General features: G+C 37.8%; 30 protein-coding genes. All 30 read right to left on the bottom strand.

The genetic code is table 11. From position 1 onward, the window contains the following. Positions 1-211: 211 nt before the first annotated feature. Positions 212-2,218 carry a glycoside hydrolase family 97 protein gene (locus tag AXA65_RS03520; RefSeq protein WP_063968754.1) on the bottom strand — a complete coding sequence of 669 codons (2,007 nt, stop codon included), beginning with the start codon at positions 2,216-2,218 and terminating at the stop codon, positions 212-214. A gap of 111 nt (positions 2,219-2,329) precedes the next feature. Beyond that, positions 2,330-2,848, bottom strand: a complete 519-nt coding sequence (gene rplQ / locus AXA65_RS03525) for a 50S ribosomal protein L17 (protein ID WP_034973042.1) — start codon at positions 2,846-2,848, stop codon at positions 2,330-2,332. A gap of 8 nt (positions 2,849-2,856) precedes the next feature. Then, a complete protein-coding gene (locus AXA65_RS03530) occupies positions 2,857-3,852 on the bottom strand; it encodes a DNA-directed RNA polymerase subunit alpha (protein ID WP_063968755.1) in 996 nt (331 codons plus the stop codon). A 31-nt stretch (positions 3,853-3,883) separates the two neighbouring features. Then, positions 3,884-4,492: a 30S ribosomal protein S4 gene (rpsD, locus tag AXA65_RS03535; RefSeq protein ID WP_034962833.1), complete on the bottom strand. Its 609-nt coding sequence runs from the start codon at positions 4,490-4,492 to the stop codon at positions 3,884-3,886. A gap of 24 nt (positions 4,493-4,516) precedes the next feature. Then, positions 4,517-4,906 carry a 30S ribosomal protein S11 gene (rpsK, locus tag AXA65_RS03540; protein ID WP_027383298.1) on the bottom strand — a complete coding sequence of 130 codons (390 nt, stop codon included), beginning with the start codon at positions 4,904-4,906 and terminating at the stop codon, positions 4,517-4,519. Between the two features lie 12 nt (positions 4,907-4,918). Further along, entirely contained in the window at positions 4,919-5,296 is a 378-nt protein-coding gene (gene rpsM, locus AXA65_RS03545; protein WP_034962838.1) for a 30S ribosomal protein S13, read from the bottom strand. Positions 5,297-5,312: 16 nt separating this feature from the next. Beyond that, positions 5,313-5,429, bottom strand: a complete 117-nt coding sequence (rpmJ, locus tag AXA65_RS19405; protein ID WP_007839480.1) for a 50S ribosomal protein L36 — start codon at positions 5,427-5,429, stop codon at positions 5,313-5,315. Between the two features lie 10 nt (positions 5,430-5,439). Further along, on the bottom strand, positions 5,440-5,655 hold the full coding sequence (infA, locus tag AXA65_RS03550; protein ID WP_027383300.1) for a translation initiation factor IF-1: 216 nt from the start codon (positions 5,653-5,655) through the stop codon (positions 5,440-5,442). An 8-nt stretch (positions 5,656-5,663) separates the two neighbouring features. Next, entirely contained in the window at positions 5,664-7,043 is a 1,380-nt protein-coding gene (gene secY, locus AXA65_RS03555; RefSeq protein WP_063968756.1) for a preprotein translocase subunit SecY, read from the bottom strand. A 10-nt stretch (positions 7,044-7,053) separates the two neighbouring features. Continuing rightward, the gene (rplO, locus tag AXA65_RS03560; RefSeq protein ID WP_063968835.1) at positions 7,054-7,503 is read right to left on the bottom strand and encodes a 50S ribosomal protein L15; all 450 of its coding nucleotides are present in this window, start codon (positions 7,501-7,503) and stop codon (positions 7,054-7,056) included. Positions 7,504-7,587: 84 nt separating this feature from the next. Next, positions 7,588-7,764, bottom strand: coding sequence for a 50S ribosomal protein L30 (gene rpmD / locus AXA65_RS03565; RefSeq protein WP_063968757.1), 177 nt, complete (start codon positions 7,762-7,764; stop codon positions 7,588-7,590). Positions 7,765-7,775: 11 nt separating this feature from the next. Next, positions 7,776-8,294 (bottom strand): 30S ribosomal protein S5, encoded by a 519-nt coding sequence (gene rpsE, locus AXA65_RS03570; protein ID WP_028122181.1) that lies wholly within the window; start codon positions 8,292-8,294, stop codon positions 7,776-7,778. 19 nt (positions 8,295-8,313) lie between these two features. Continuing rightward, a complete protein-coding gene (gene rplR, locus AXA65_RS03575; RefSeq protein WP_028122180.1) occupies positions 8,314-8,667 on the bottom strand; it encodes a 50S ribosomal protein L18 in 354 nt (117 codons plus the stop codon). 11 nt (positions 8,668-8,678) lie between these two features. Further along, positions 8,679-9,224 (bottom strand): 50S ribosomal protein L6, encoded by a 546-nt coding sequence (rplF, locus tag AXA65_RS03580; protein ID WP_063968758.1) that lies wholly within the window; start codon positions 9,222-9,224, stop codon positions 8,679-8,681. A gap of 18 nt (positions 9,225-9,242) precedes the next feature. Next, positions 9,243-9,641, bottom strand: a complete 399-nt coding sequence (gene rpsH / locus AXA65_RS03585) for a 30S ribosomal protein S8 (RefSeq protein ID WP_028122178.1) — start codon at positions 9,639-9,641, stop codon at positions 9,243-9,245. A 347-nt stretch (positions 9,642-9,988) separates the two neighbouring features. Continuing rightward, positions 9,989-10,258 carry a 30S ribosomal protein S14 gene (rpsN, locus tag AXA65_RS03590; RefSeq protein ID WP_034962852.1) on the bottom strand — a complete coding sequence of 90 codons (270 nt, stop codon included), beginning with the start codon at positions 10,256-10,258 and terminating at the stop codon, positions 9,989-9,991. A gap of 3 nt (positions 10,259-10,261) precedes the next feature. After that, positions 10,262-10,813 (bottom strand): 50S ribosomal protein L5, encoded by a 552-nt coding sequence (gene rplE, locus AXA65_RS03595; RefSeq protein ID WP_034962854.1) that lies wholly within the window; start codon positions 10,811-10,813, stop codon positions 10,262-10,264. 12 nt (positions 10,814-10,825) lie between these two features. Then, entirely contained in the window at positions 10,826-11,146 is a 321-nt protein-coding gene (gene rplX, locus AXA65_RS03600) for a 50S ribosomal protein L24 (protein ID WP_034962856.1), read from the bottom strand. 19 nt (positions 11,147-11,165) lie between these two features. Next, complete coding sequence (gene rplN / locus AXA65_RS03605) at positions 11,166-11,534, bottom strand: 50S ribosomal protein L14 (RefSeq protein ID WP_028122174.1); 369 nt, start codon at positions 11,532-11,534, stop codon at positions 11,166-11,168. Beyond that, the gene (rpsQ, locus tag AXA65_RS03610; RefSeq protein WP_015806738.1) at positions 11,534-11,788 is read right to left on the bottom strand and encodes a 30S ribosomal protein S17; all 255 of its coding nucleotides are present in this window, start codon (positions 11,786-11,788) and stop codon (positions 11,534-11,536) included. Before rpsQ ends, rplN begins: the two co-directional genes overlap by 1 nt. A 12-nt stretch (positions 11,789-11,800) precedes the next feature. Further along, a complete protein-coding gene (gene rpmC / locus AXA65_RS03615) occupies positions 11,801-11,986 on the bottom strand; it encodes a 50S ribosomal protein L29 (RefSeq protein WP_063968759.1) in 186 nt (61 codons plus the stop codon). 11 nt (positions 11,987-11,997) lie between these two features. Continuing rightward, on the bottom strand, positions 11,998-12,423 hold the full coding sequence (rplP, locus tag AXA65_RS03620; RefSeq protein WP_028122172.1) for a 50S ribosomal protein L16: 426 nt from the start codon (positions 12,421-12,423) through the stop codon (positions 11,998-12,000). 76 nt (positions 12,424-12,499) lie between these two features. Beyond that, the gene (gene rpsC / locus AXA65_RS03625) at positions 12,500-13,252 is read right to left on the bottom strand and encodes a 30S ribosomal protein S3 (protein ID WP_063968760.1); all 753 of its coding nucleotides are present in this window, start codon (positions 13,250-13,252) and stop codon (positions 12,500-12,502) included. An 8-nt stretch (positions 13,253-13,260) separates the two neighbouring features. Further along, entirely contained in the window at positions 13,261-13,656 is a 396-nt protein-coding gene (rplV, locus tag AXA65_RS03630) for a 50S ribosomal protein L22 (protein WP_034962861.1), read from the bottom strand. 2 nt (positions 13,657-13,658) lie between these two features. Then, positions 13,659-13,937, bottom strand: a complete 279-nt coding sequence (rpsS, locus tag AXA65_RS03635) for a 30S ribosomal protein S19 (RefSeq protein ID WP_028122169.1) — start codon at positions 13,935-13,937, stop codon at positions 13,659-13,661. A gap of 2 nt (positions 13,938-13,939) precedes the next feature. Continuing rightward, positions 13,940-14,761, bottom strand: coding sequence for a 50S ribosomal protein L2 (gene rplB, locus AXA65_RS03640; RefSeq protein ID WP_034962863.1), 822 nt, complete (start codon positions 14,759-14,761; stop codon positions 13,940-13,942). Positions 14,762-14,781: 20 nt separating this feature from the next. Further along, a complete protein-coding gene (gene rplW / locus AXA65_RS03645) occupies positions 14,782-15,072 on the bottom strand; it encodes a 50S ribosomal protein L23 (protein WP_063968761.1) in 291 nt (96 codons plus the stop codon). 4 nt (positions 15,073-15,076) lie between these two features. Continuing rightward, a complete protein-coding gene (gene rplD / locus AXA65_RS03650) occupies positions 15,077-15,706 on the bottom strand; it encodes a 50S ribosomal protein L4 (protein WP_063968762.1) in 630 nt (209 codons plus the stop codon). Then, positions 15,697-16,323, bottom strand: coding sequence for a 50S ribosomal protein L3 (gene rplC, locus AXA65_RS03655; protein WP_063968763.1), 627 nt, complete (start codon positions 16,321-16,323; stop codon positions 15,697-15,699). The genes rplD and rplC overlap by 10 nt, the downstream gene beginning before the upstream one ends. Before the next feature lie 219 nt (positions 16,324-16,542). Further along, positions 16,543-16,992 (bottom strand): low affinity iron permease family protein, encoded by a 450-nt coding sequence (locus AXA65_RS03660; RefSeq protein ID WP_063968836.1) that lies wholly within the window; start codon positions 16,990-16,992, stop codon positions 16,543-16,545. Positions 16,993-17,053 lie beyond the last annotated feature (61 nt).

Below are 17,053 nucleotides of genomic sequence, written 5' to 3' on the forward strand. Positions count from 1 at the left end.
AGGTTTGCAAGCGCCTCATAAAACCTCTTGACCTTTTGACCAAAACATCTTGACCTTTTGACTAAAACCTCTTGACCTTTTTATGAAGACATACTGAGGTTTTTACAGGTCGCTCCCATGGAGCTCAGCTGAACTTGTACAACATGGTTCTACTGACAGGTCGCCACTCCGTGGTTTTATCACCTAAACATCTGATGATCTCTTACTAAAGTTAAAGCTTCGTCAAAATAATCGCTACACCACCACTTCTCGCCAAGTCAACGGACAAGATCGTTTTGCTGTCCACTTCTTTCTCCTCGATGATGATCGGATAAGGATTCGTTTCGTAGTCTGCACCTTTTCCATCTCGGAAGATCTTCGCTTTGTATTTTTTATTTGCGTCCAAGAACTTCAAATCTAGTTTTACAGTTCTCGCATCTTTGTTGGTGATGCTTCCCAAGAACCAATTATCAGTCGCTTTATCTCTTCTGGCAATCGTTACAAATTCTCCGATCTTCGCATCTGGCACTACCGTTTTGCTCCAATCTGTCGGGCAAGAGGTGATGAATTCAAAAGCTGGGTTGTTTTCATAATTCTCTATCATGTCAGACGCCATCTGGAGTGGACTGTAGATGACAACAGACAATGCCAGCTGTTTCGCCAAGGTCGTATGAACTTTTGTATTCGGCAAGACAGGATTTGTGAAGTTGAAAGTTCCCGGCGTGAAGTCAATCGGGCCAGCCAAACCTCTCGTAAACGGAATGATGGTCGTGTGTTCCGGCGGATTGCCACCATCTTTGGACCAAGCATCCCATTCCTGACCTCTCACGCCTTCCTGCGTCATCAGATTCGGAAGTGTTCTCTGCAAACCTGTTGGCATTACGGGTTCGTGGTTGTCGATCATTATTTTGTGCTTCGCGGCTTCTTCAATCACTTTTCTGTAATGACGAACGCCGTACTGGCTGCTGTGAGGTTGTTTGCCATCCAATTTCCCACCCACGTAACCTGTCTTCACTACATCTACGCCATATTTTTTGTAATAAGCAAAAGCATCGCTCATTTGGTTTTCGTAGTTCACTGTGTTTCCTGCCGTCTCGTGATGACCAATTAAAGTTACATTTTTGGACTTTGCGTAATCTGTGATCTTCTTAATGTCAAAATCAGGATATGGATCTGTAAACTTGAAGTCTTTCCAGTCTTCCCAGCCTTTGTTCCAGCCTTCTACCAAGACGCCTGAGAACTTATGTTTCGCAGCGAAGTCGATATATCTGAGAACATTTTCGGTTTTTGCACCGTGTGTTGGTCCCGCTTTCCAAGTATACTTTTCCATATGGATCGCCCACCAGATCCCGATGTAGCGTCCAGGTTTGATCCACGACACGTCTCCAAGTTTGTTTGGTTCGTTCAGATTCAGCATCAATCTTGAAAGCATGAGGTCACCAGCAGAATTGGCAATGATCATTGTTCTCCACGGCGTGTTGAATGGTGCTTTTGCAAATACTTTCTCGCCAGTCGCCCAAGGTGTCAAATAACTTTTTAGTTTAGTTGAATTTTCAACTTTCGCAAGATTCATTGATGCATAATCTGTTAGATTTGCTTGATGAACGGTCAGGAATAAGCCTGACTTTGTTTCCATCGTCAAAGGAGTTGCAACCGTGTCTATCTTTGAAATTGGATTGGACTTGAACAAGCCTTCGTAAAATTCTGTATTGTAAGGAATCGACCATGTTTTGTGGTCCTCAGGAAAATTAAATTCCGTCAACTCATCCATTATGACAAATTCATTCAGATTCTTTTGCTTAGGGAATTCGTATCGGAAACCGAAGCCGTCGTCATAAACTTTAAAATCGATGATGAATTCTCTGGAAAGCTTTGAATTGTCCTTAACCAAGACCTTCATCTCGTTGTAATGATTTCGTACCTCGATCTCTTCGCCCCAAGGTTGTTTCCAGGTTTCATCAAATTTAGAATGGGAAATATTCTTGACAGACAGATTGTCCTTAAGCGAACCATCTTTCAAATCAAAACCAAGAAATGATGGATTCAAGATCGATTTTCCTTCTTTGGAAACTTTGTAATAGATCTTGGATTTGTCCAATCCTACTTCCAAGACGATCTTCCCATCGGGTGATTTGACCGTGCTATTTTTGAGTGTTTGTGCAAATGTCATCGGTGAAAATCCAATCAACACGACAAACAGACAGAAGACCTTCAGCAGATCTTTGTGGTGTAATTTCATTAATACTAATTTTTAAGGTTTATATATACCAACAAAAATACACTATTGAAATTACTCCATAAAAAAAACCATCCCTAAAAGAGATGGTTTTATATTTAAAAACTTAGATTCTTATTCTTCAGTTTTTTCTTCTGTAGAAGTTTCAGCAGCAGGCGTTTCTTCAACTTTAGCTTCAGTAGCTTCAACAGCAGCAGTTTCCTTTTTAGGAGCTGCAGTAGATCTTCTACTTCTTCTAGTTGTTTTCTTCTCTTCTGCATTTGGATTGTAGATCTCGTTGAAATCTACCAACTCGATCATTGCCATATCAGCAGCATCACCAAGTCTGAAACCAGTTTTGATGATTCTTGTGTAACCACCGTTTCTTTCAGCGATTTTAGGAGCTACAGTTCTGAACAATTCAGTCACAGCTTCTTTACTTTGTAGGTAAGAGAAAACTGTTCTTCTATTGTGCGTTGTATCTTCTTTAGCTTTTGTAAGGAGTGGTTCCACGTAAACTCTTAAAGCTTTCGCTTTAGCAACAGTGGTGTTGATTCTTTTATGTTCAATTAGTGAACAAGCCATATTAGCAAGCATTGCTTTTCTATGAGGGGCTGTTCTCCCTAAGTGATTTATTTTTTTACCGTGTCTCATTGTAAGGATTATTTATCAGCGTCTAACTTATATTTTGCAACATCAAACCCGAAATTAAGTCCTTTTGAGTGAACCAATTCTTCAAGTTCTGTTAAAGATTTTTTACCAAAATTTCTGAATTTCATCAAATCAGATTTACTGAAAGATACCAATTCTCCAAGGGTTTCTACTTCAGCTGCTTTCAGACAGTTTAGGGCTCTTACAGAAAGATCCATATCTGCTAATTTTGACTTAAGAAGTTGTCTTGTGTGAAGGGTTTCTTCATCGTATTGGATAGAAGCTTTTACAGCTTCTGTCTCTAATGTGATTCTCTCATCGGAGAACAACATAAAGTGATAGATCAAGATCTTAGAAGCTTCTGTTAAAGCATTCTGAGGAGTTATCGATCCATCAGTTTCAATATCCAATACTAATTTTTCGTAATCTGTTTTTTGCTCTACACGGTAATTTTCTATACTATATTGTACTTTCTTGATAGGTGTAAAGATAGAGTCGATAGCAATGGTCCCAACAGGCGCATTGTTTGATTTGTTCTGATCAGACGGAACATATCCTCTTCCTTTTTCTACGTTGAAAGTAATTTCAAACGTTACGTCTTTAGCCAATGTTGCGATAACTAGATCTGGGTTAAGGATCTCGAAATTAACGATCGAGTCTCCTAGATCTCCAGCAGTTACTACTTCTTTTCCAGAGATCTTTGCAGTGATCTGCTCAGCACCTGGATTTTCAGTTTTTGCTTTAAGACGAAGTTGTTTAAGATTAAGAATGATTTCAGTAACATCTTCGATCACTCCTGGTATAGTTGAAAATTCGTGCTCTACGCCTTCTATTTTGATAGATGAAATAGCATATCCTTCCAGAGAAGATAGTAAAACTCTTCTCAATGCATTACCGATTGTAAGCCCGAAACCTTGTTCAAGAGGTCTGAATTCAAATTGACCTTTAAAATCAGTCGAGTTTAAAAGGATTACTTTATCGGGTTTTATAAATGTTAAAATTGCCATAGTCTGGTTGAGCAAAAATTTGAAAAAATTATTATTTAGAGTATAATTCGACGATTAACTGTTCTTTGATGTCCTCCGGAATCTGAATTCTCTCAGGAGCAGTCGTAAAAGTACCAGTTTTTTTCTCGTCATTGAATTGTAACCACTCATAATTTGCTTTGTAAGCTAGAGCGTCAGCAATTACTTCAAGAGATTTTGACTTCTCTCTGATTGCAATTACGTCACCAGCTTTTAGCAAATAAGAAGGAATGTTTACTAGCTCTCCGTTCACAGTGATGTGTCTGTGAGAAACTAGTTGTCTTGCTCCAGCTCTGGTTTTAGCAAAACCTAATCTGAAAACGACGTTATCCAATCTTGATTCGCAAAGTTGCAATAGGACTTCACCTGTTACACCCTTACTTCTATGAGCTTTGTCGAAAAGGTTAGCAAATTGTTTCTCAAGAATACCGTACGTGTACTTAGCTTTTTGCTTTTCCATCAACTGTACTGCATACTCAGATTTCTTTGAGCCTCTTCTTTTGTTTGCACCGTGTTGTCCAGGTGGTTGATTTTTTCTTTTCTCGAAGTTTTTATCATCTCCGAAAATTGCTTGACCAAATTTTCTAGCAATTTTTGTTTTAGGGCCAATATATCTTGCCATTGTTTTAGATTTGAGGTTAAAAGATTATACTCTTCTTCTTTTAGGTGGACGACATCCGTTGTGTGGCATAGGCGTCACGTCAACGATCTCGCTTACTTCAATCCCTGAATTGTGAAGAGTTCTGATTGCAGACTCTCTACCAGCACCTGGACCTTTTACAAACACCTTAACTCTTCTAAGACCAGCTTCAAAAGCGACCTGAGAACAGTTTTCTGCAGCCATTTGAGCTGCGAATGGAGTATTCTTTTTAGAACCTCTGAAACCCATTTTACCGGCAGAAGCCCAAGAGATAACTTCTCCTGCTTTATTTGTTAAAGAAATGATGATGTTATTGAAAGAAGCTTGAATATGCGCTTCACCAATAGCCTCAACTTTTACTTTTCTTTTCTTAACTACTTTAGTTTGTTTTGCCATAATTCCTAACGATTATTTACTTGCTTTTTTCTTGTTAGCAACTGTTTTTCTCTTTCCTTTACGGGTTCTAGAGTTGTTTTTCGTTCTCTGGCCTCTTAAAGGTAGTCCTAGTCTGTGACGTATTCCTCGTTGGCATCCAATGTCCATCAATCGCTTGATGTTCAATTGCACTTCAGAACGTAATTCTCCTTCAACTTTGATGTTGTCCAAGATATAAGTTCTGATTGCTGCCAATTCATCGTCATTCCATTCGTTGACTTTCTTGTCTTCGCTGATTCCAGCGCTTTTCAAAATTTCTGAAGCTGTTCTTCTTCCAACACCGTAGATGTAAGTAAGACCGATAACGCCTCTTTTGTTCTTTGGTAAATCAATACCTGAAATTCTCGCCATAATTTAATTGCGGTTCTTAACCTTGTCTTTGTTTAAATTTAGGGTTCTTTTTGTTGATTACGAAAAGCACACCTTTTCTGCGTACAATCTTGCAATCAGCACTTCTTTTTTTGATAGATGCTCTAACCTTCATTTTGTTATTTTTAATATCTAAAAGTTATTCTCCCTTTAGTTAAGTCATAAGGAGAGAGTTCGAGTCTTACCTTGTCTCCAGGTAAGAGTTTAATATAATGCATTCTCATTTTACCAGAAATATGGGCAATTAATACGTGCCCATTTTCTAGCTCTACACGGAACTGCGCATTCGAAAGTGCTTCCGTAATAACGCCGTCTTGTTCTATATGTTTCTGTTTAGCCATTTATTCTCTTAAAGGTTTGATGATCTTGATAATTTAGATTGCATCAACCCATCATAATGATGGTTCAGCAGATATGTGTTAATTTGCTGAACGGTATCTAGGATAACGCCCACCATGATCAACAACGATGTTCCCCCAAAAAATAGGGCAAATCTATCTGTCTGAACAAACGCTCCATGCACTACTGCCGGAAGGACTGCAAAGATAGATAAAAAAATTGCACCTGGCAAGGTTATCTTGGATAAAATATCATCCAGGTAATCAGCCGTTTCTTTTCCGGGTCTTACTTTCGGGATCAACCCACCATTACGCTTTAGATCATCAGCCATCTGATTTACAGGAATGGTAATTGCCGTATAGAAAAATGAGAAAATTATAATTAGTAACGCAAACAATACATTGTACTGCCAGCTAAAAACATTTTTGAATCCTGCCAAAAACGTATTGGATTCGTCAACTTTTGTAAGTAATCCTGGAACAAACATCAATGCTTGTGCAAAGATGATCGGCATTACACCTGCAGCATTCACCTTCAAGGGGATCCATTGTCTGGCTCCATCCATCAAGTTTCTGCTTACACCACCTCTTGCTTGGGCTCTACTTACATATTGGATAGGAATCTTTCTTACTGCAACTGACAATACAATCGCCAAAAGTACTACCAATAACCAGAAAATAATCTCCACCAAAATCATGATGCTTCCCAATCCACCTTTACCGTTCTGTGTTAAAACTTCTTGATAAAAAGCTGTTGGAAGGTCCGCAAGGATACCAACCATGATCAAAATAGAAATACCATTACCAATTCCTTTGTCCGTAATCTTCTCTCCCAACCACATTGCAAATACAGAACCTGCTACCAGGATAATGATACTTGGCAGCCAGAACATTACCGAGTTTGGATCGATGTAATATGCTGTTGCAAATTGTGAATAAGGTAAGAAAAACTGCGTGACCGATGTCAAATAAGAAGGTGCCTGTACAAGGCAAACCCCGATAGTTAACCATCGTGTGATCTGGTTCAAAGTGTTTCTTCCACTTTCTCCGTCTTTCTGTAACTTCTGAAGGTAAGGGATCGCCATACCCATCAGCTGTACAATGATCGACGCAGAGATATATGGCATAATTCCCAATGCCATGATAGAAGCACGGCTAAATGCTCCACCAGTGAAAGAAGACAATAAGCCCAAAAGGCCGGCACCTTGTTGGTTCCCGCCTTGGTTTTGATAATGTTGTAGTAAGTTTCCTACTTCTGCAGTGTTGATCGCAGGAAGAGAAACATACGATGCGAATCTATACACAAGGACCAAAGAAAGCGTCAAGAGAATTTTATCTCTAAGCTCTTTTAGACTCCAAATGTTTTTGAGTGTTTGTATAAATTCTTTCATTAGTTAATAATTAAAGAGTAATTGCTTTACCTCCAGCTTTGTTGATCGCTTCTTCAGCAGATTTAGTAAATTTGTCAGCAGAGATAGAAACACAAGATTTCAAATCACCTCTTCCTAATATTTTTACTAATTCGTTTTTAGATGCAAGACCGTTTTCTACCAATACTTCTCTAGTGATCTCACCAGTGATGTTTTTAGTATCGATCAAAGTTTGGATCGTATCAAGATTGATTGCTCTGAACTCTTTTCTATTAACGTTTTTGAAACCAAATTTTGGTAATCTTCTTTGCAAAGGCATCTGTCCACCTTCGAAACCGATCTTCTGAGAATAACCAGCTCTAGCTTTTTGACCTTTATGTCCTTTTGTTGAAGTACCACCGTATCCACTTCCCTGACCTCTACCAATTCTTTTTGTGCTGAATGTAGAACCAGTTGACGGTTTTAAGTTATTTAAATTCATTGTTGTATTGAATATTATGAGATTAAAAGATTGAGGTTTGAGATCGAAGACCAAGTCTCCAATCTCGTCTCTCATTATCTATTATTATTTTTGAACTTCTAATAAGTGGCTTACAGCAGCTATCATTCCTAAGATGGAAGGTGTAGCTTCGTGCTCTACTACTTGGTGAAGTTTTTTGAATCCTAAAGCTTCAAGCGTTCTCTTTTGGGTCTTAGATCTATTAATAGCGCTTCTAACTTGTTTTACTTTGATTGTTGCCATTATTATATTTATTAACCGTTAAACACTTTATCTAAAGAAACTCCTCTCATTCTTGCGATCTCTTCTGGTCTTCTGATGTCCAACAATGCGTTGAAAGTAGCTTTCACAACATTGTGCGGGTTAGAAGAACCTTTAGATTTTGACAATACATCGTGTACACCTGCAGATTCTAGTACTGCACGTACTGCACCACCAGCGATAAGTCCTGTACCGTGAGACGCAGGTCTCAAGAAGATATCAGCACCACCGTATCTTGCAGAAGTCTGGTGAGGGATTGTATGGTTGATCACAGGCACTTTCACTAAGTTTTTCTTAGCATCTTCTACAGCTTTCGCAATTGCAGAAGCAACTTCTTTAGATTTACCTAGTCCGTAACCGATGATCCCGTCTTCGTTTCCTACAACAACAATTGCAGAAAATCCGAAAGCTCTACCACCTTTGGTTACTTTAGTTACTCTGTTAACATCAACTAGACGATCTTTTAATTCTAATCCTCCAGGTTTAACTCTTTCTATATTACTATCTACCATGTTTTCTGAATTTTTAAAATTAGAATTTAAGACCAGCTTCTCTAGCACCGTCAGCAAGAGCTTTCACTCTCCCGTGGTACACGAATCCGTTTCTGTCAAATACAATATTCTCGATACCAGCTGCTTTTGCTTTTTCAGCAATTGCTTTACCTACTGCTGTAGATACTTCTGTTTTTGTACCCTTAGCGTCTACTCCTTTATCTCTAGAGGAAGCAGATACTAATGTTTTACCTTCTTTATCATCTACTAATTGTGCGTAGATCTCTTTATTACTTTTGAATACAGACAATCTTGGTAATGCAGCAGATCCTGAGATCTTACCTCTTACTCTTCTTTTGATTCTGTTTCTCTTCTCAACTTTTGTTAATGCCATTTTCTTAAATTTTATGCAGATTTACCGGCTTTTCTTCTAATGATTTCACCTACGAACCTAACACCTTTTCCTTTGTACGGCTCAGGCTTTCTGAAAGATCTGATCTTTGCAGCCACCATTCCAAGAAGTTGATTATCGTAAGAAGATAATGTAACGATCGGGTTTTTCCCTTTTTCAGTCAATGTTTCTAGTACCACTTCTTTTGGAAGTTCTAGAACGATACCGTGAGAAAATCCAAGAGCCAATTCTAATCTTTGACCGTTGTGAGATGCTCTGTATCCAACTCCTACCAATTCTAATTTCTTAGTAAATCCTGTAGTAGTACCAACAATCATGTTGTTGACAAGCGCGCGGTACAAACCGTGAAGCGCTTTGTGTTCTTTTGAGTCAGAAGGTCGGCTGAACGTAAGTACGCCGTCTTCTTGTGTGAAGGTAATCCCTCCTGTAAGTTCCTGGATCAATTCGCCCTTTGGACCTTTAACTGTTACAACGTTATCTTTTTGAGAGATTGTAACACCAGCAGGAACTTCTATAATTGCTTTACCAATTCTTGACATTTTCCTTGTTTTAAAAAATTAATATACGTAGCAAATTACTTCACCTCCTACTTTCTCTTGTCTCGCTTTTTTATCTGTCATTACTCCTCTAGAAGTAGAGATAATAGCTACACCTAGTCCGTTAAGTACTCTTGGAAGTTCTGTAGAACCCTTGTACTGTCTTAGACCTGGTCTAGAAGCTCTTTGGATAGACTTGATAGCCGGCTTGCTAGTTTGCTTGTCGTACTTAAGAGCGATCTTGATTGTTCCTTGAACCGCGCTTTCCTCGAACTTGTAGTTCAAGATGTAACCTTGGTCAAAAAGAATTTTCGTAAGCTCTTTTTTGATTTTTGATGCAGGAATTTCCACCACTTTGTGGCCTGCGCTTTGTGCGTTCCTTACTCTTGTTAGGAAATCTGAAATTGGATCTGTTACCATTTCTTTGTTTTAAATTATTGGTTAATGACAATCAGTATTGAAAAGACTTGAAGATTAAAGATATATGGATCCGAATATTTCTTTGCCTGATCTCTTTACCTTCAGTATCTCAACAACTTAATTGTCACTTTGATTTTCTTAATTTCATTTTATTCTAATAAACAAAGTCAAAAAGAATAATAGTCACCCAGAGAAATAATGATTTTCTGAGCGGGTGCAAAAGTACAAAAAAAATTAATACTATTTATTTTTTTCTTTGCCCTTAAGTCCTTTCGATTTATCCTCTATTTATTAAAATACAGCTGACTTATAAAAATATAGAAGTCAGCTGTAAAAATTTTAATTGCTTACCAACTAGCTTTTTTCACGCCTGGGATAAGTCCGTTGTTTGCCATTTCTCTGAAAGTTACTCTGGAAATTCCGAATGTTCTCATATATCCTCTTGGTCTTCCTGTCAATTTACATCTGTTGTGTAATCTTACAGGAGAAGCATTTTTAGGTAACTTCTGTAATGCATCATAATCTCCAGCTTCTTTCAAAGCTTTTCTTTTTTCAGCATATTTCGCTACAGTAGCTTCTCTTTTGCGCTCACGCGCTTTCATTGATTCTTTAGCCATTTCTTAGTTCTTTTTGAACGGTAAACCGAAGTGCGTTAATAATGATTTTGCTTCTTTGTCAGTTTTCGCAGTTGTAACGAAAGTGATGTCCATCCCTTGGATTTTCTTCACTTTGTCAATTACGATCTCTGGGAAGATAATCTGCTCAGTGATCCCCAAGTTATAATTACCTCTACCGTCGAAACCATCAGCTTTGATACCAGAAAAATCTCTAATTCTTGGTAGTGCAGAAGATGTCAATCTGTCTAAGAATTCATACATTTTATCAGCTCTAAGAGTTACTCTAGCTCCGATCGGCATTCCTTTTCTTAGTTTGAAAGCAGCTTCATCCTTTTTAGATAAAGTACCTACAGCTTTTTGTCCAGTGATTGCAGTCAATTCTTCTACAGCATAATCCACGATCTTTTTATCTTGAACAGCTGCACCAAGTCCTTGGCTGACAACGATCTTTAATAATTTAGGAACCTGCATTACAGATTTGTACCCAAATTCTTCCATCATTGCAGGAACAATTGTGTCTTTATATTGTTGTTTTGGTCTTACTATATATTCCATCGTAAATTTTAATTATAAAGTTTCTCCAGTAGTTTTAGCTACTCTTACTTTTTTGTCTCCTTCTACTTTGGTTCCAGTCTTGGTAGCTTTCCCGTCTTTGTCAACAAGTGCTACGTTTGAAATGTGTAAAGAAGCTTCTTTTTCAACAATTCCACCTTGAGGGTTAGAAGCAGACGGCTTAACGTGTTTTTTCACGATGTTGATACCTGCAACGATCACTCTTGGATCTTTACCTTCTTTTCTGATTACTTCAAGAACTTCACCTTTGCTACCTTTATTTTTTCCAGTAGTTACCAGTACGTTGTCTCCTCTTTTTATTTTAACTTTTGTCATTTTTTCTAAAATTTTAAAATTAAAGTACTTCAGGAGCTAATGAAATAACCTTCATATATTCTTTGTCTCTCAACTCACGAGCAACCGGTCCGAAAACACGTGTTCCTCTCATCTCTCCTCCAGCGTTTAGCAAAACACAAGCGTTGTCTTCGAATTTGATGTATGAACCATCTTTTCTTCTAACTGCTTTTTTAGTTCTTACTACTACCGCTTTAGATACTTGACCTTTTTTTGCGTTTCCTGATGGTGTAGAATCTTTGATAGTCACTACAATTTTATCACCAACAGAAGCATATCTTCTTCTAGTACCACCTAGAACTCTGATCACTAGTACTTCTTTAGCACCTGTGTTATCAGCAACTTTTAATCTTGATTCGGTTTGTAACATTATTTAGCTTTTTCTATGATTCTTACTAATCTCCATCTTTTGCTTTTACTCAAAGGTCTAGTTTCTGTGATCAAAACTGTATCGCCCTCTGTGCACTCGTTGTTCTCATCGTGTGCAGTATATTTTTTCGTTTTCAAAACGAATTTACCGTACATTGGATGTTTTACTCTCGTAGTTTCACTAACAACAATAGTCTTTTCCATTTTATTGCTGGAAACTATTCCGATTCTTTCTTTTCTTAAATTTCTGTCCATTGTAAAAAGGAATTATTGTTTGTTAGTTAACTCTGTGTTAAGTCTTGCGATTGATTTTCTCAAATCTCTGATTAAGATCGGATTCTCAAGTGGACTGATCTTGTGAGCTATCTTCGTTTTTGCGTAGTTAACTTTAGCTTCAGCCAATTGGTTTTGTAAATCCTCTTTGCTTAAATTTTTGATGTCAGCGTTTTTCATTTTAATAGAGATTATAGAGGTTTAACAAAATCATTAGCAACTACGAACTTGGTAACGATTGGTAACTTTTGAGCAGCAAGCCTAAGAGCTTCTTTTGCTACTTCGTAAGGTACACCACCAACTTCGAACATAATTTTACCAGGTTTCACTACGGCTACCCAATATTCTACAGCACCTTTACCTTTACCCATCCTTACTTCGGCTGGTTTTTTAGTAATAGGCTTGTCTGGGAATATTTTGATCCATAACTGACCCTCTCTTTTCATATATCTTGTCGCAGCGATACGAGCTGCTTCAATTTGTCTTGCAGTAATCCAAGCTCCTTCAGTAGCTTTGATCCCGAAAGTTCCGTAAGCGAGTTGATTCCCTCTTTGGGCAATCCCCTTCATCTTCATCTTATGAACTCTACGGAATTTGGTTCTTTTTGGTTGTAACATAATTTTAAATTTTAGATTTTAGAATTTAGATTTTAAAAAAGTAACGGTCATTTAAAAACTGGCCTCTAAAATTTTATTAATTATTTCTTCTTGGTTTTCTGTCGCCTCCTCTGTTGTCTCTGTCTCCGCCTCTGTCATTTCTGTCATTACGTCCTCCAGATGGAGCTTTTTTCTGTTGTCCTACAAGTGGAGTAAGGTCTCTTTTACCGTACACTTCTCCTTTCATGATCCAAACTTTCACTCCTAGTTTACCATACTGGGTCAATGCTTCACCGATATGATAATCGATATCTGCACGGAAAGTAGATAAAGGAATTCTTCCGTCTTTGAAGTTTTCAGAACGTGCCATTTCAGCGCCGTTCAATCTTCCAGAGATCTGAACTTTGATACCTTCTGCACCCATTCTCATTGTAGAAGCAATTGCCATTTTCACAGCTCTTCTGTAAGAGATACGGTTTTCAATTTGCTTCGCTATGCTGTCAGCAACAAGTACTGCATCAAGCTCAGGTCTTTTGATCTCGAAGATATTGATCTGGATATCTTTTCCAGTCAATTTTTTCAACTCTTCTTTTAGTTTGTCAACTTCTTGTCCTCCTTTACCGATAATTAAACCTGGTCTAGCAGTTGTGATAGTTACAGTTACTAATTTAAGTGTTCTCTCAATATATATTTTTGAAATACCACCTTTAGCTAATCTTGCCTCAAGGTATCTTCTGATTTTGTAATCTTCAGCGATTCTGTCACCGTAGTTTTTACCTCCATACCAGTTAGAATCCCATCCTCTGATGATACCTAATCTGTTACCGATTGGATTTGTCTTCTGTCCCATACCTTGAATTAATTTTTAGTACCTAAGATTAGTGTAATGTGGTTAGATCTCTTTCTGATTCTGTAACCTCTACCTTGTGGTGCTGGTCTTAGTCTCTTCAATTGTCTTGCGCTATCCACAAATATTTCTTTTACAACTAGGTTAGCCTCCTCGATGTCAGCACCTTCGTTTTTTGATTGCCAGTTAGCAATTGCAGAAAGTAATACTTTTTCCAATTTCTCAGAAGCACCTTTCTTAGAATATTTTAGAATAGACAAAGCTTTTTCTACCTCTACTCCTCTGATGATATCAGCAACTAATCTCATTTTTCTTGGAGAAGATGGACAGTCGTTGTGCAACGCTTTTGCCACATCTTGGTTTGCTATTTTACGTGCTAATGCACTTTCTCTTTTTCTTGATCCCATGATTATCTACCTCCTTTATTTTTGTTACCACCGTGACCTCTGAAAGATCTTGTCGGAGAAAATTCGCCTAGCTTGTGTCCTACCATGTTTTCTGTAACATAAACCGGGATAAAGGATTTCCCGTTGTGTACTGCGATAGTCTGACCTACGAAGTCTGGAGAGATCATAGACGCTCTAGACCAAGTTTTGATTACAGTCTTTTTATTAGACTCTATATTTGCCTGAACCTTTTTATCTAAAGTATGATGAATAAATGGTCCTTTTTTAAGTGATCTTGCCATAATTATTTACGTTTAGATATGATATGACGGTTAGACGCTTTGTTTTTCTTTCTAGTTTTGTAACCTTTAGCTGGCATACCGTTTCTAGATCTTGGGTGACCTCCAGAAGAACGTCCTTCACCACCACCCATTGGGTGATCTACAGGGTTCATTACTACTGGTCTTGTTCTAGGCCTTCTTCCTAACCATCTGCTTCTACCAGCCTTACCTGATACAGTCAACTGATGGTCTGAGTTAGAAACAGATCCAACCATTGCATAACACTCAGTAAGGATCATTCTAGATTCTCCTGAAGGCAACTTAACGATTGCATATTTTCCGTCTCTTGAAGTTAATTGAGCGGATGACCCAGCACTTCTAGCAAGAGTAGCACCTTGCCCTGGTTTCAATTCGATACAAGAGATCACAGTTCCTAGTGGAATGCTTTTCAGTTTCATTGCGTTACCAACATTAGGTTCTACGCTTTCTCCTGAGATGATCACTTGATCTACTTTGATCCCGTTTGGAGCGATGATATATCTTTTCTCTCCGTCTGCGTACTCAACCAATGCGATGAAAGCAGTTCTATTTGGATCATATTCTACAGTTTTTACCGTTGCTTCAACATCATGTTTGTTTCTTTTGAAGTCGATAATTCTGTATTTCTTTTTGTGTCCACCGCCGGTGTAACGCATGGTCATTTTACCAGTTTGGTTACGTCCACCTGACTTACTAATACCAACAGTTAGAGATTTCTCTGGTTTGTTGGTAGTAATTTCCTCAAAGTTGTTTACAACTCTGAATCTCTGTCCCGGGGTGATAGGTTTTAATTTTCTAACAGACATTACTCTTATTTATAAATTAATTAATTAGTTGCGAAAATATCAATAACTTCTCCAGCTGCCAATGTTACAACAGCTTTCTTTAATTTATTGGTTTTCCCAACTTGAAGTCCTTGTTTAGTGTTTTTTGTAGAAACTTTAGGCGCATAAATCATCGTTCTAACGTCCGCTACTTTTACACCATAATGTGCTTCTATTGCACTTTTGATCTGAATCTTATTTGCTTTTGGAGCAACTAAGAAAGAATAAGCACCTCTCAACTCTGTAAGATAGTTTGCTTTTTCTGAAATGATTGGTTTAATAATTAGTGACATCGATTTATTTCTTTAAGTTTTCCTGAAATTTTTCTACTGCATCTTCCAAGAAGATAATCTCACCTGCGTTGATCAAATCATAAGAAGAGATCTCGTTGTAAGTTAAAACTCTCGTTTTAGGTAAGTTTCTTGAAGATAAATATACATTCTTGTTAGCTTCAGGAAGTACAAATAATGCTTTTTTACCAGTAAGAGTCAAAGCATCCAACAATGTGATGAATTCTTTGGTCTTAGGCGCATCAAAACTGAAACTTTCCAATACTCTAACGCTGTTGTCTTTCAATTTTTGAGAAAGTACAGATTTCTTAGCTAATCTTTTCAAAGATTTGTTCAATTTGAAACGGTAATCTCTTGGTTTTGGACCAAAAACTCTACCTCCACCTTTGAAAGTTGGCGACTTGATATCACCATATCTAGCAGATCCAGAACCTTTTTGCTTCTTAAGCTTTCTAGTAGAACCCGCGATCTCGCTTCTTTCTTTTGATTTGTGAGTACCTTGACGCTGAGCAGCAAGATATTGTTTAACCTCTAAGTAAACCGCGTGCTGATTTGGCTCAATTCCGAAAACTGTTTCGTCAAGAGTTACTTTTCTTCCGGTCTCTTTTCCTGATGTATTTAATACTACTAGTTCCATTTTCTGATAATTACATAAGAATTTTTCGCTCCCGGAATAGCACCTTTTACTACTAAAAGATTTTGTTCCTCATCTACTTTTAACACCTGAAGGTTTTGAACAGTTACCTGCTTACCTCCCATTCTGCCTGCCATTCTCATCCCTTTGAATACTCTAGATGGATCTGAACCCGCACCGATAGAACCTGGAGCTCTAAGTCTGTTGTGCTGTCCGTGAGTTGCCTGCATTACACCTCCAAAGCCATGTCTTTTAACAACACCTTGGAAACCTTTACCTTTTGAAGTACCTGTAACATCTACGAATTCTCCTTCGCCGAATAATTTTACAGTTACATCTTCTCCTACTGTTACTTGGTCTACGAATTCTCTGTAGAATTCTACCAACTTAGCTTTAGGAGTTGAACCAGCCTTTTTAAAGTGGCCAGCTAACGCTTTACCAACGTTCTTCTCACTCTTGTCATCGAAACCTAACTGAACAGCTTTGTAACCGTCCTTTTCAATGGTTCTGACCTGTAAAACCGAGCATGGACCTGCTTGAATAACGGTACAAGGCATGTTTTTGCCGTTCGCGTCAAACAGAGATGTCATCCCGATTTTTTTTCCAATAATACCTGACATTATTTATATATATCTATTATATTAAAACTTACTATTCTAGCGGTGTTCGTCATATTCTATGTTTGAAATAGGCATACTCTTTCCCTAAAATGAGTGTGCAAATGTAAGAATATTTTTTATATTGACAAATATATATTCGGAAATTATTTGATAATTTGTGAGTTACGGGATTTTGGCAAAAATATTCTCTTGAAAACTGAGATCTGAATGGTGGATTTATTATTCCGGATTTTTCTCCTGATATTTATTTTTGTGTTTTTTCACAGCGGCGTCTATGGAGTAACACTTATGGATATTCTCTTCCTGCTTGGACAATTCTGCAATTTTGACGAAGTAATCATGAAGCTGGTCCAATTCTTTCTCGGTAAGATCTTCGATATCAACCATTCTGTTGCTCGCCTGTTTACTGGCTGCGATAAGTTCGTTAAGTTTTAACTGGATTGCCTTCCCATCTTTGTTCTGCGCTTTTTGGATCAGGAAAACCATCAGGAACGTAATAATAGTTGTCCCTGTATTGATGACAAGCTGCCAAGTTTCGGAATACTTGAAGACAGGACCAGTGACCGCCCAAAGAACGACGATCACAACCGCACCAATGAATGCATAAGAACTTCCCGTAAAAGTTGTCGCCCAGTTTGAGAATCTTTCAAACAGATTTTTATTGTTCATCTTTTTGTTTTCAAAGTTAAACATTCTATGCAATGCATTTTTGAATATTATTTTCCGGGAT

Origin of the sequence: Chryseobacterium sp. FP211-J200 (genome assembly GCF_001643375.1) — a bacterium.
Classification (GTDB): Bacteria; Bacteroidota; Bacteroidia; order Flavobacteriales; family Weeksellaceae; genus Epilithonimonas; species Epilithonimonas ginsengisoli.